The 12200-nt window shown below is 60.5% G+C and carries 12 protein-coding genes and 1 tRNA gene; 7 read left to right on the forward strand and 6 right to left on the reverse strand.

The window, feature by feature from the left end:
* Positions 1–5 precede the first annotated feature (5 nt).
* The 3 genes from NLY42_RS14120 (at position 6) to NLY42_RS14130 (ending at position 4359) form a co-directional block, all read left to right on the forward strand.
* Entirely contained in the window at positions 6–2012 is a 2007-nt protein-coding gene (locus NLY42_RS14120) for a heparinase II/III family protein (RefSeq protein ID WP_023671805.1), read from the forward strand.
* Between the two features lie 203 nt (positions 2013–2215).
* On the forward strand, positions 2216–3208 hold the full coding sequence (locus tag NLY42_RS14125) for a sterol desaturase family protein (protein ID WP_023686296.1): 993 nt from the start codon (positions 2216–2218) through the stop codon (positions 3206–3208).
* Positions 3205–4359, forward strand: coding sequence for a GNAT family N-acetyltransferase (locus NLY42_RS14130; protein ID WP_023696861.1), 1155 nt, complete (start codon positions 3205–3207; stop codon positions 4357–4359). Before NLY42_RS14125 ends, NLY42_RS14130 begins: the two co-directional genes overlap by 4 nt.
* A gap of 311 nt (positions 4360–4670) precedes the next feature.
* Here the strand turns inward: NLY42_RS14130 and NLY42_RS14135 are convergent.
* A tRNA-Met gene (locus NLY42_RS14135) sits at positions 4671–4747 on the reverse strand.
* Between the two features lie 235 nt (positions 4748–4982).
* Between NLY42_RS14135 and NLY42_RS14140 the strand changes: the two genes are divergently transcribed.
* A complete protein-coding gene (locus NLY42_RS14140) occupies positions 4983–5942 on the forward strand; it encodes a Gfo/Idh/MocA family protein (protein WP_023699712.1) in 960 nt (319 codons plus the stop codon).
* A gap of 65 nt (positions 5943–6007) precedes the next feature.
* Here NLY42_RS14140 and mnmA read toward each other — a convergent pair whose 3' ends face one another.
* Positions 6008–7198: a tRNA 2-thiouridine(34) synthase MnmA gene (gene mnmA, locus NLY42_RS14145; RefSeq protein ID WP_023683624.1), complete on the reverse strand. Its 1191-nt coding sequence runs from the start codon at positions 7196–7198 to the stop codon at positions 6008–6010.
* Between the two features lie 257 nt (positions 7199–7455).
* On the opposite strand from mnmA, the gene sciP reads away from it, so the two are divergent.
* The gene (gene sciP, locus NLY42_RS14150; protein ID WP_013529904.1) at positions 7456–7731 is read left to right on the forward strand and encodes a CtrA inhibitor SciP; all 276 of its coding nucleotides are present in this window, start codon (positions 7456–7458) and stop codon (positions 7729–7731) included.
* A gap of 66 nt (positions 7732–7797) precedes the next feature.
* On the opposite strand, the gene NLY42_RS14155 is transcribed toward sciP, so the two are convergent.
* Positions 7798–8727, reverse strand: coding sequence for an NADP-dependent oxidoreductase (locus tag NLY42_RS14155; protein WP_023754971.1), 930 nt, complete (start codon positions 8725–8727; stop codon positions 7798–7800).
* A 91-nt stretch (positions 8728–8818) separates the two neighbouring features.
* Between NLY42_RS14155 and NLY42_RS14160 the strand changes: the two genes are divergently transcribed.
* Positions 8819–9220, forward strand: a complete 402-nt coding sequence (locus tag NLY42_RS14160) for a winged helix-turn-helix transcriptional regulator (RefSeq protein WP_023728297.1) — start codon at positions 8819–8821, stop codon at positions 9218–9220.
* 109 nt (positions 9221–9329) lie between these two features.
* On the opposite strand, the gene NLY42_RS14165 is transcribed toward NLY42_RS14160, so the two are convergent.
* The gene (locus NLY42_RS14165) at positions 9330–9707 is read right to left on the reverse strand and encodes a flagellar export protein FliJ (protein WP_023669945.1); all 378 of its coding nucleotides are present in this window, start codon (positions 9705–9707) and stop codon (positions 9330–9332) included.
* Between the two features lie 449 nt (positions 9708–10156).
* On the opposite strand from NLY42_RS14165, the gene ctrA reads away from it, so the two are divergent.
* Positions 10157–10852: a response regulator transcription factor CtrA gene (ctrA, locus tag NLY42_RS14170; protein ID WP_006203583.1), complete on the forward strand. Its 696-nt coding sequence runs from the start codon at positions 10157–10159 to the stop codon at positions 10850–10852.
* Between the two features lie 85 nt (positions 10853–10937).
* Here the strand turns inward: ctrA and NLY42_RS14175 are convergent, their stop codons facing one another.
* Both NLY42_RS14175 and chpT read right to left on the reverse strand, forming a co-directional pair.
* Positions 10938–11306 carry a response regulator transcription factor gene (locus NLY42_RS14175; protein WP_023669946.1) on the reverse strand — a complete coding sequence of 123 codons (369 nt, stop codon included), beginning with the start codon at positions 11304–11306 and terminating at the stop codon, positions 10938–10940.
* Between the two features lie 244 nt (positions 11307–11550).
* Positions 11551–12180, reverse strand: a complete 630-nt coding sequence (gene chpT / locus NLY42_RS14180) for a histidine phosphotransferase ChpT (protein ID WP_023669947.1) — start codon at positions 12178–12180, stop codon at positions 11551–11553.
* Between the last annotated feature and the right edge of the window lie 20 nt (positions 12181–12200).

The following is a 12200-nucleotide window of genomic DNA, read 5'->3' on the forward strand; positions in this document are numbered from 1 at the left end:
GCGTCATGGCCGAAGATATTAACCGCGGGAACGGAAAAGAGGATGCCGCCACACGCTTTTTCGACGGGATGGTGTATGAGGATCAAAATCTTGGCGGAGCGCGGATGAGGGTCGGGTGGTATTTCAACCGATTGCGCAGCATGGAGTTGGCCGAGATATTGCATCGGTTGGACGAGCAGCGCCGGAGGACCGTTTCGCGCCGCCGCGACAACGGCTGGCAGCGCTATGCGTCGCCGCAGTTGCACCCGGTGCTGCACGGATTGCGGAATGCTGTGCCGGCCGCTGCGACACCAGCCCAGCGGCAAGCTATCGAGGCGGCTGCGCAAAACACTCTTCGGGGCCAGTTTTCAGCACTTGGGCAGACCTGGCCACAGCGAGACCCCTATACTCTCTTTCCACCCGAGCTCTGGCGCCTTGATCCGGTGACCGGCCGGCTTTGGCCAGGCCCCAAGACCCATACTTTCGATATCGATTTTCGCCATGCCACCGGCCGTGGCGATGTAAAATATGTCTGGGAAATCAACCGGCTGCAGCAACTGCCGCCACTGGCTGCCCATCTGCTTCTCACCGGCGATGATCAATCCCGTGCGGCCATCGAGGCGGCGATCGAGAGCTGGCATTTCGCCAACCCACCATTTCGGGGCGTTGGCTGGGCCTCGGGCATCGAGGTCGCGCTACGAGCCATCAGCCTGATTGTCACGCTCGACCTCGTCGGCGACCGGCTTGGCGCGGCGACGCGAGAAAAAGTCGGTGAAATACTGGCGGCAAGCGCCTATTGGCTGCCGCGGTTTCCCTCCCGTTTTTCGTCCGCCAACAACCATCTCGTCGCGGAATTGGCTGGCGAATATTTGATCGGTCTGGCTTTCGGGGCCGAGGTGGCTCGCGAGTCGCTCCTGGCTGAGGTGCTCAAACAGATCCTGGCCGATGGCGCCGGGGCCGAGCAGACCCCGACCTACGCCGCCTTCAGTGCCGAACTTTTCCTGCTGTGCGCTGCGGCGGCGCGCCAGGCCGGACTGCCTTTTCCCCAGCCCGTCGAAGCGCGTTTGGCCGCTTTCGCCAATTTCGCAGGCTGGCTCCCGCCGAAAACCAGCGGCTTCGGCGACAATGATGAAGGCCGCGTGATCACGCTGGGGGGCGAAACCGATTATGTCGGATCGGTCGCGGCCGCCATCCGTGGTTTTCTACGGATGCCGGGCAGCGCACCGGAGCCTGGCGATTTTCGTGCGCTTTTCTTCGGCGCGCCACCGCGGCCGGCGCCGGTGCCGAATGGATTGCATACATTCACGCAAGGCGGGCTCTCCGTCTGGCGCGGCGAGATGAATGGTCGCAACGTCCATCTGACATACGACCACGGCCCGCTGGGCTACCTTTCGATAGCGGCGCACGGTCATGCCGACGCGCTGTCGCTCACCCTGTGCATTGACGGCGATCCGGTGCTGGTCGACCCCGGCACATGGCTCTATGGTTCGGGGGGAGGCTGGCGCGACTGGTTCCGCTCGACGCCGGCGCACAACACGCTGAACCTAGAGGGTAAAAGCCAAAGCATCATCTCCGGGGCGTTCAACTGGTCGCACAAGGCGGTTGCGACATTGGTGGAGAGCGAGCCGGGGCCGCACTGGAGGCTGTGTGCCCGACATGACGGGTACAAAGGCCGCTTCGGCGTTGTGCATCAACGCGCCGTGACACGCGATGGCGACGGCATCCTCGTGACCGACCAACTGCTCGGCGGCAGCCGCGTCGCTGAGATCGTCTTCCAACTCGCCGCCGACCTCCACGCCAACAGGGATGGAAACATTGTCACGATATTGCGCGGCGCTGAACCTTTGATGACTATCCACTTTCCAGACGCAGCGATCCACATCCGTTCCGGCGGCGACACACCGGGCCAGGGCGGCTGGGTTTCGCCGCGTTTTGGTGCAAGGCAGCCAGCCGAACGCCTCGCATGGCGTGGCCAAGTAGGCGAAAAGGGAGTAGTCATCCGGCTCGCGCCAAGTCCGCCGCAGACCCGATAACGGGCAGGTTGCAGGCGCAGCGTTCGACATTAATTACGTTCAGATATTTAGCGGTTTTGACACCGTTGATCTGCTAATTTGGCCATGATTGTTCTGCCAGTCGCATCCCGATACACAGTTGCGGGCAGCATATGATAGGCTTGGCAATATGTGCTTCGCGACGAGCCGGATCACCATTTCACCACCTAGGAGCCACTGCATCGATGTTTTCGGAATTCGCCAGAGTGATCGTGGAAAAACTCTCACACATCGATCTGCTGACACTCGGTCTCCTGTTGCTCACGGCGCTGGGGAGCGCGGTGGTCGCCTACTGGCGAACGGTCGAACAGAAATCCTTCCGGGACTTTTTCGACTTCGCCTTTCCCGCGGAAGTCATCATGCACCCATCGGCGCGAGCGGACGCATTGTTCTGGATCACGAAAAGGCTGGTGATGCCCTTCCTGCTCATTCCCGCCGGTGTCACCTTCGTTGCCGCCACGGGATATGCAACAAACCAGGCAGTCGGCTGGCTCTTCAGCATCTCGCAACCGCTGATACCCGGCCCCGCCGGCCCAGTGACGATCATCCTCTTCACCGCAACCATGCTCGTTGCTTACGATATCTCCTACTACCTATATCACGTTGCCCAGCACCGTTTCCCGTTCCTGTGGGAATTGCACAAGGTGCATCATTCGGCCGAAGTGATGGTTGGGATCACCAAGGACCGGGTTCACCCCCTGGACGATCTGATGAACCGGATCTGGGACGGCGTCATACCGGGGATCAGTTTCGGCTTGTGGAGCCTGATTGCGCTTGATCCGGTCGAGATCGCCATATTTGGCATCAACGTCTATGTCATTCGCAACATTCTCATGATGGACTTTGTTCGCCACACGCATCTGAAGATTTCCTTCGGCCGGTTGAACGGCGTCATCTTGTGTCCGCACTGGCACCAGGTGCATCACAGTGTCGACCCTCGCCACTACGACAAGAATTTCGGGCTGCTTTTTTCATTCTGGGATCGCATATTCGGAACGCAGTTCATCCCGGATCCGGACGAAGACCTCAAGTTTGGACTGATAGATCGCGACGTACGCGACTATCAGTCGCTTTTCGGACTTTACGTGCTGCCGCTCAAGAAAATGGCAAACCATATCATGCGACTTTTTCAAAAGCGCATCGATGTCGCGCAGCCGCAGGACCGTCTCCAACCATGAACAAAATGGCTTCGATTGACGCTGTTGGTGCGGAGCGACTGGAAATCGTCAGTTCGACGGATCGCCTGGCCGCCATCGAAGCCGAATGGGTAGACCTATGGCATCGTACCCATGCACTGATCTTTCAGAGCCATGCCTGGGTTTCGGCATGGTGGAGCACCGTGCGTGACCGCGACCGGCGCTCGCTGCGGATCGGCCTGGTATGGAGCGATGACAGGCTGGTCGCTGTCATTCCCCTGGCGATCGGCAGACGAAAAGGACTTCGGCTCCTCGAATGGGCCGCCAATAGCTATACGGACTATGGTGATATTCTTGTCGCGCCGGAATGCTCCCTATCGGCCCTCCAGAACCTCTGGAACCGGATCTGTTCGGCGGGTGGCTTCGATCTTGCTTTTATCAATCGTCTGTCGCCGGATGCGGCAGCCCGCAGGATTTTTACACCGGGCTCTTCCAGCGGCGTCAAGCTTCGCGCCAATCACCGGGAGGAAGTCAGTTATCGCGTCGCTGGACAGTGGGCCAGCGGAGCAGCATGGCTGGCGGACCAGCCGAAAAAGATGCGCCAGAACTATCGGCGCGGCATCAAGATACTGGAAGAAACAGGCGAAGTGAAATTCCGCCTCCTGTCGGCTGACGAGCCGCTGCAGCCATTGCTGGAGCGACTGTCGGCGCTGAAGCGCAGATGGCTGGAAAAGCACACGCGTGAATCCGACCTTTTCGAAGAGGGCGAGCCGGTTCTTGCCGCCCTGGTGGACGCGCTGTCACGCGCCGGTGTGCTGCGCATTTTCGTACTTGAATGCAATGGTGCGATGGTCGCGGTTTCCATCAACATCGTCCAGCACAACGTCATGATGGCATTCGTTACCACCTACGACCCTGACTTTAGCCGAGCGTCGCCGGGTGCGGTCCTGATTACGGAGTATATACAGTGGTCGTTTGATCACGGCTTGGGATTGGTCGATTTCCTCTGTGGCGGAGAGGCCTTCAAACATAGGTTTGCAACACAGGCCGTTACCCTCCAATCCGTTCTTGGGGCACGCACTGTGCAGGGCGCGCTCGCTTCTCTCGCTGATCGTATCTGTCAGACGATCCGCGTACGCTCACGCGGATTGGCGTCGGCGAATCCAGAGCGCCCGCCCGATGAGACTGCTTAATTTAGCTGGATAACTTGGGCATAAGCCGCCGAGCGTTGAGGGCTGGCGTGCGACATGGGCGCGCCATTCGAAAATCCGCGTCGATTACGCCTCGGAATCGGGACCGAATGGGTCCGCAGGTGGAGACTTCAGCCAATTCCCGCAAATCACGTCTCTCGAGGCACAGTTTGTTGTCTGCGAAGCGTCGCAACACGTTCGTTGGCGTCACAACGGTAGCAGGCTAGGTCCTGAAAATCATTGAAGATTTTTTCGGACAGGGCGCCTACCATAGGTCGGCGTTTTTTCTATAATTTCAGTAGCTTAAGGTAGGCTGGTAGCGGGAGAGGGACTTGAACCCCCGACCCCAGGATTATGATTCCCGTGCTCTAACCAACTGAGCTACCCCGCCAGGGCGGCGAAAGGCCCGAAATCCGCCTTAAATCGAAAGGCATTTCGAGGCGTTCGCCAAGGTCGCGCGGATATAAGGTTGGGAGGGCGAGCCTGTCAAGCATCGATGCGCGAGGGCGCCGGCATATTGTCGCCGGTAAAAGCTTTGCCGGGCTGGCATCTCCGGTAAGCCACCGGGGTTGAGTTCGACGGGGCACGCCGCTATGTCTCGGCCAAGAAATTAGAGTTTGAAGCTGATGAAGCCGCGCATTGCAGTCCTCGGTTGCGGATACTGGGGCAGCAACCACATCCGCACCCTCAAGGCGCTCGGCGCGCTACATGCGGTTTCCGATGCCAATCGGGCGCGGGCCGAAGGCTTTGCCAGCGAGCAGGACTGCCTGGCGATCGAGCCCGACCAGCTGTTCGTGCGTGATGATATCGACGCCATCGTCATGGCGCTGCCGCCGCAATTCCATGCCGATCTTGCCGTGCGCGCCGCTGAGGCCGGCAAGGACGTGCTGGTGGAAAAGCCGATTGCGTTGACCGTGCCCGACGCCGAGCGCGCCGTGCAGGCGGCCAGGGACAACGGCCGCGTGTTCATGGTCGGCCATGTCTTGCGATTCCATCCCGCCTTCGAGACGCTGAAGGCGCTGATCGACAATGGCGAGCTCGGCGAGGTTCGCTACATCCACTCGCACCGGCTCGGCCTCGGCAAATTCCACACCGAGAACGACGCACTGTGGGATCTGGCGCCGCACGATCTGTCGATGATCCTGGCCATCACCGGCACCGAGCCGATCGACGTCAGGGGCGAGGGGGCCGCACTCCTCGACAATCTCAGCGATTTCGCGCATCTGCACATGCGTTTTCCCAATGGCTTGCGCAGCCATCTCTTCACCTCGCGGCTCAATCCCTATCGCGAGCGGCGGCTGACCGTGGTCGGCACCAAGGCAATGGCGGTGTTCGACGATGTCGAGCCATGGGAGCGCAAGCTGGCCGTCTACCGCCACGCGGTGTGGCAGGACAGCGGCCAGTGGGCCTTCACCACCAACGAGCCGTCCTATGTCGCGGTCGGCCAGGGCATGCCGCTGACGCGCGAGCTCGAGCACTTCATCCAGTGTATCGAGACGCGGGCCGAGCCGCGCACCAGCGGCGAGGAAGCCATCAGGGTGCTCCGCATCCTGACGGCGGGTACAGTCACGCACACAAAGTCCTGAGACCGTTTCGAAACTCTGCCCTTAAGGCAGATCGAAACTAAAACTGTCTCCGAGAGGGGTAGTGTTTACTCTGCGGGAATCTGCGCCGGCCTGGCTGCGAGCCGGCTGAGCATGGCTTCGGCCTCGGCGCCGCGCTCGGAGCGCTCGATGAAGCCGCCGCCGAAGACGCGGGCTTCGTTGCCGTCGTCGGAATAGAGCACGCAGGCCTGTCCGGGCGCGATGCCGGACTCGCCGTCGACCAGTTCGACAAAGGTGCTGCCGGCGCGGTGATGCAGCACGGCCGGGCGCGGCGGCCGCGTCGAGCGGACCTTGGCGAACAGCTCCATGCCGGCGGCCGGAATGTCGGACAGCGCGCGATCGCCCAGCCAGTTCATGTTGCGCAGATAGATCTTGTGGGTCTCCAGCGCCTCGCGCGGGCCGACGATGACACGGGCCCGGTCGGCGTCGAGATGGACGACGTAAAGCGGCTCGCCCGAGGCGATGCCGATGCCGCGGCGCTGGCCGATCGTATAGCGCAGGATGCCGTCATGGCGACCGAGCACGCGGCCGTCGATATGGACGATGTCGCCTGGGTTGGCGGCAGCTGGCTTCAGCTTGGCGATGATGTCGGAATATTTGCCCTGCGGCACGAAGCAGATGTCCTGACTGTCCTGCTTGGCGGCAACGGTCAGCCCCATTTCTTCGGCGATGGCCCGCACCGCAGGCTTGGACAGCCCACCCAGCGGAAAGCGCAGATAGTCGATCTGCGCCTGCGTGGTGGCAAACAGGAAATAGCTCTGGTCGCGGTCGGCATCGACGGGCCGGAACAGCGCGCGGTGGGCGCCATTGGCCCCGGAGCGGATATAGTGGCCGGTGGCGAGCGCATCGGCGCCAAGGTCCTTGGCGGTGGCCAAAAGGTCGGCGAACTTCACCGTCTGATTGCAAGAGACGCACGGAATGGGCGTTTCGCCGGCGACGTAGCTTTCGGCAAACGGGTCGATGACCGCCTTACGGAAGCGCTCCTCATAGTCGAGCACGTAATGCGGAATGCCCAGTGTCTCGGAAACGCGGCGGGCATCGTCAATGTCCTGGCCGGCGCAGCACGACCCGGCCCGGTGCGTTGCGGCGCCATGGTCGTAGAGCTGCAGCGTGACGCCGACGACATCATAGCCTTCGCGCTTCAAAAGGCCGGCAACGACAGACGAATCCACACCGCCCGACATGGCGACGACGATGCGGGTGTTTTGCGGGCTGGCGGGAAGGTCGAGGCTGTTCATGGTTCTTTCGTTCTGCGCGGCGCTTCAATGGCAGTGGCGCGAATATAGGTCAACCACACCAGCGGCGCCAGCTTTGCGGCGGTGCCGATTTTGCGGGAAAATTGCGCGCCTGCCCGCCGTTGCCTCAAATGCCGACGAAAAGACTAACGCGGCGTTCATGATCCTTACCTACTCATTAGGGTTCGCTTAGGCAATTTTTAAAGCTGTGGCGGTAATGTGGTGGGGATTGGGTCTTTGAGTTTTTAGTAGAGAGTACGATGACCGATCTTGTTAGACCGCGAGTCAAATATGTTATTGGGCCTGACGGCAGCCCTCTTACGATTGCCGATCTTCCGCCGACGAATACACGTCGCTGGGTTATCCGGCGCAAGGCGGAAGTGGTTGCTGCGGTGCGCGGCGGGCTTTTGAGCCTCGACGAGGCATGCCAGCGCTACAAGCTGACCACCGAGGAATTCCTGTCCTGGCAAGCGTCGATCGACGAATACGGCCTTGCCGGGCTGCGCACGACGCGCATCCAGCAATACCGGCACTAGAGCCAGGACCACAATAGAAAAGGGCGCGGTAACCGCGCCCTTTTGCCTGTCGGTAATGCCTGCTGCTCAGACCGTCAGCACCACCTTGCCGATCGGCCTGGTGGCGAGAAAAGCGTGCGCGGCGCCCGCCTGTTCGAGCGGAAAGCTCTTTGCCACATGGACCGCAAGCTTTCCCGCATCGACCAGTTTGCCAAGTTCGACGAGGCCTTCACGGTCGGGCACGACGGACATGCGCTCGACGCGGATCCCACGCGCAGCAGCCTTGGCTCGGGTGGTGTCGTGGACATTGAGCAGCGACACCAGGACCCCACCGTCCTTCAGGACTGTCAGCGATTGGTCGGCATGGTCGCCGCCCATCGGCTCCAGCACCAGGTCGACGTCGCTGACCTCGGCGGCGAAATCTCCCTTGGTGTAGTCGACCACTTCATCGGCGCGGAGCGAGCGGACGAAATCGAGTTTCTTCGGGCTGGCGGTGGCGATGACATAAGCGCCGTGCGCCTTGGCGATCTGCACCGCCAGATGCCCGACGCCGCCGGCGGCGGCATGGATCAGCACGCGCTGGCCGCGCTTCAGGCCGCCATGGTGGACAAGGCCTTGCCAGGCAGTCAGGCCGGCCAGCGGCAGCGCGCCTGCATGAAAGTGATTGATGCCTTGCGGCTTCGGTGCGATTTCATCGGCCGGGGCGACAGCGAGTTCCGCATAGGCTGCGGCCTGCTTGGGAAAATGCGGCATGCCGAACACGGCGTCACCGACCTTGAGGCCGCCATCGACGCCTGGGCCCACCGCCTCGACCGTGCCTGAAATATCCCAGCCCAAAGTGAAGGGCGGTTCGCCCAGCAAAGGATAGTAACCGGCGCGCACCGAGCCATCGACCGGATTGATGCCGGCGGCATGCACGCGCACGAGCACTTCGCCTGACTTGGGCGAGGGCGCGGGGCGATCGGCGATGACGAGGACGTCGGGTCCGCCGACTGAATTCTGGACAACGGCACGCATGGGAGGCTCCTGCTGGGGTTTCTGTGCCACTATCATTTGGATAGTAATATTCCCTTGTCCAGTATGTACCTTTTCCATATATAGGCACCTCATGGATAGTGATAATGATTGCGGCTCCGGCTATGACGCCTTCCAGCGGACGTGTCCTTCGCACGCCGTGCTCGAGATGCTGGCCAGCAAATGGGTCTATCTGACGGTTTGTGCGCTGCGCCGTGGCCGGATGCGCAACGGCGAACTGGCGCGTAAGCTCGAAGGCATCACGCCTAAAATGCTGACGCAGACGCTGCGCGTCCTCGAGCGCGACGGGCTTGTGCGGCGCGAAATCTTTCCGGTGATCCCGCCGCGGGTCGAATATGAATTGACCGAACTTGGCCAGAACCTGGCGGGGCTGCTCACCCAGATACGCTCCTGGTCGGAAGAGCATGTGCCTGACATCAAGCAAGCGCGGGCGAGGGCGGCTGCGAACCTGGACAGGGATTTCGCACGGGCCTGAAGCTGCGGCCGCCTTACGGGCCGGATCAGCAGCGCCGGGGCTTTTTGGCGCGCTACACGCAAAGCAAAGCGCGGCGTCAGGCGGCGCCGGTCGGGTTAAAACTCTGCCGTCAGCCGATCATGGCGCTGCGACCGCCGAGTTCCGCGTCGCGGATCTTGGTGTCGCGCGATTCCAGCATCTCGGCCTTGGAAAGCTCCGCTTCAGCTTCGCCGAGTAATGATTCGGCAGCGCTTCGCTGCTGGGCGAGGTCGCTTTGAGAGTTTCTGAGGTTATCACGGCGCAGACGCGCCGCCTTGGCGAAGGTCGGATAGGCAAAATGATTGATGTCGGTGATGCCGGCCTTCTTCTCCTCGGCGGTGATCTGAAGCTCCAGTTCAACGGCCATGCGCTCGAACTCGGCGATCATCATGTCGAGCTGCAGCAGCTGCCGCCGCTTCTCATTCACCTGAAATTGCTTCAGCCGAACGAGGTTTTCACGTGACTTCATGATTCGGTACTCCCGGAAACGCACACCTGCACATATCGTCCAATCCGCCCGCCAGGGCCTGGCGCCGCCCGTATCCACCGGCATTCCCCGAACTATGGGAAACAAATCCCTAAAGTTTTTTGCCGGCGGTAACCATTCGTTTACGCGCATTGTTAATCATAAGGGCGAGGACTTAAGGCCGGGTAAAAATTCCGGCTCCCGATACGGAAGCCGGCCAGCGAGTCCCTTGAGTCACTTAGTCCGACTTATTAATGTGTTGCATTAGCGATTTGGTTCTGTGATTCATCATTAGATTCAAGAGGGTGTAGAAAGGGGTTAAAAAATCTGGTACCGTCCTTGGTGCGGAATTAGGTTTTGTTAACCATTCGATGGCAGCCTCTGTTCAGGCAATCACTGCTCCGGTCCCGGATGGGTCGTGACATGGTCCGGCGGCAGAAAAGGGGAATGAAATGCGCGTTCTGCTGATAGAAGACGACAGTGCAACCGCTCAGAGCATCGAGCTGATGCTCAAATCTGAAAGTTTTAATGTTTACACGACCGACCTCGGCGAAGAAGGTGTCGATCTCGGTAAACTTTATGATTACGATATCATTCTTCTCGACCTCAACCTTCCCGATATGTCCGGCTACGAAGTCTTGCGGACACTTCGCCTGTCCAAGGTGAAGACGCCGATCCTGATCCTGTCCGGCATGGCCGGTATAGAGGACAAGGTGCGCGGCCTGGGCTTCGGCGCCGACGACTATATGACCAAGCCGTTCCACAAGGACGAGCTGGTCGCCCGCATTCATGCCATCGTGCGCCGTTCCAAGGGCCATGCCCAGTCGGTCATCACCACCGGCGACCTGGTGGTCAATCTCGACGCCAAGACCGTCGAAGTCGGCGGCCAGCGCGTGCATCTGACCGGCAAGGAATACCAGATGCTGGAGTTGCTCTCGCTGCGCAAGGGCACCACGCTGACCAAGGAAATGTTCCTCAACCACCTTTATGGCGGCATGGACGAACCGGAACTGAAGATCATCGACGTTTTCATTTGCAAGCTGCGCAAGAAGCTCGACGCAGCATCCGGTGGCCAGAACTACATCGAGACGGTCTGGGGTCGCGGCTATGTGCTGCGCGAGCCGGAAGACATCCGCGTCAGCGCCTGAGCGAACATCATCCAATTGAATTTAATGAGAAAACCCGGCTCAGGCCGGGTTTTTTGCTGTCCTTCTTGGCCGAGGACGTGCCGAGTCAGGCGGCAACCTTCAAGGTACGAAAACGTTCGAGCAGTTGCGGCCGGTTGAACGGCTTCAACAGATAACCCTGGGCGCCGGCGCGCTTTGCCTTCATGATCGAGGCAACATCGACCTCGACCAGCGAGATCAGAATCTGCGGTTTGATCGTGCTCTCCATGGCGCGAACCTGGCGAATGACGTCGACCGCTTGCATGTCCGGCAGGGCGCCGTCGACGACAATCACATCAGGCATCTCGGCAGCGCACATCTCGACAGCATCAAGTCCAGTTGCCGCTTCGATCACCACCATGTCGGAGCCGCCAAGAATCCGTTTTGCAACCTTTCTGATGACGCTCGAATCGTCGACAAACATGCAGCGCTTCATTTCCGGGTCCTCTTTGCCATGGTGCGAACCGGCGGCATCCGGGTATCGGGATGCACACTAGGCCAATCTGGTAAAGAAGCAGAAAAGCCGTTAGGTAAAGTTTTTACAAACATGTCGTTTGCAGCCCCATTCGGCAGGGGCGTTGCCGGCAATGAAACTTGCTTGTTCTGAATTTCCGCAAATATCAGCGGGAAAAGATACTTGATTGTTCTTGATGCTCGGACGTCCTGCCGAGCGGCTTCGCTCAGGCCGCGGACAGCACGATCTCTTCGGCGGTAGCGTGAATCGAGATCGTCATGTTGGCCTCACGCGCCAGCAGCAGCGTGTAGTAGGGCTGGACGGTATGGGCGTCGATAGGCTCCTCGGGCTTGTTGCCGGAATGGAGTTCGAGGAATTTCGGCGGCACGCGCAGCATCGGGCCGCTTGCGGCAAGCGCAAAGCGCGGCTCTGTGTCGAGGTTTTCCAGCGTGACCACCAATCTGCCACCGCGCGGGATGGCGGCATTGGCGACAAGCAGCAAATTGAGCAGCAGCTTGACCTTGTTCTTCGGCAGCAGGGCGCGAACCCCGTTCCAGATCAATTCCGGCTTCTCGTTCTTCAGGAAGGCGATGGCGACGGACTCGGCATCGCCGGTGTCGATCATCATGCCCGCCGAACCGGCGGCACCGAAGGCGATGCGGGCGAATTGCAGGCGGGCCGAAGCGTTTCTGGCGCTCTGCCGGATCAGTTTCATGGCGTCTTCGTCGGCGCCGCCCTCGTCCAGGAGTTCAAGGCCGTTGTTGATGGCGCCGACCGGCGAAATGATGTCGTGGCAGACTCGGCTGCACAACAAGGCTGCGAGATCGGGTGCGGAGAGAGAGAAAAGCTCAGCCATCGGCGAAAAATCCCTGCTAA

This window comes from Mesorhizobium sp. C372A (assembly GCF_030323245.1).
Lineage (GTDB): Bacteria > Pseudomonadota > Alphaproteobacteria > Rhizobiales > Rhizobiaceae > Mesorhizobium.

Coding starts and splice junctions, on each gene's coding strand:
- NLY42_RS14120 (WP_023671805.1), top strand. CDS start 6: ATGGCCGAAGATATTAACCGCGGGAACGGAAAAGAGGATGCCGCCACA.
- NLY42_RS14125 (WP_023686296.1), top strand. CDS start 2,216: ATGTTTTCGGAATTCGCCAGAGTGATCGTGGAAAAACTCTCACACATC.
- NLY42_RS14130 (WP_023696861.1), top strand. CDS start 3,205: ATGAACAAAATGGCTTCGATTGACGCTGTTGGTGCGGAGCGACTGGAA.
- NLY42_RS14140 (WP_023699712.1), top strand. CDS start 4,983: ATGAAGCCGCGCATTGCAGTCCTCGGTTGCGGATACTGGGGCAGCAAC.
- mnmA (WP_023683624.1), bottom strand. CDS start 7,198: ATGAACAGCCTCGACCTTCCCGCCAGCCCGCAAAACACCCGCATCGTC.
- sciP (WP_013529904.1), top strand. CDS start 7,456: ATGACCGATCTTGTTAGACCGCGAGTCAAATATGTTATTGGGCCTGAC.
- NLY42_RS14155 (WP_023754971.1), bottom strand. CDS start 8,727: ATGCGTGCCGTTGTCCAGAATTCAGTCGGCGGACCCGACGTCCTCGTC.
- NLY42_RS14160 (WP_023728297.1), top strand. CDS start 8,819: ATGGATAGTGATAATGATTGCGGCTCCGGCTATGACGCCTTCCAGCGG.
- NLY42_RS14165 (WP_023669945.1), bottom strand. CDS start 9,707: ATGAAGTCACGTGAAAACCTCGTTCGGCTGAAGCAATTTCAGGTGAAT.
- ctrA (WP_006203583.1), top strand. CDS start 10,157: ATGCGCGTTCTGCTGATAGAAGACGACAGTGCAACCGCTCAGAGCATC.
- NLY42_RS14175 (WP_023669946.1), bottom strand. CDS start 11,306: ATGAAGCGCTGCATGTTTGTCGACGATTCGAGCGTCATCAGAAAGGTT.
- chpT (WP_023669947.1), bottom strand. CDS start 12,180: ATGGCTGAGCTTTTCTCTCTCTCCGCACCCGATCTCGCAGCCTTGTTG.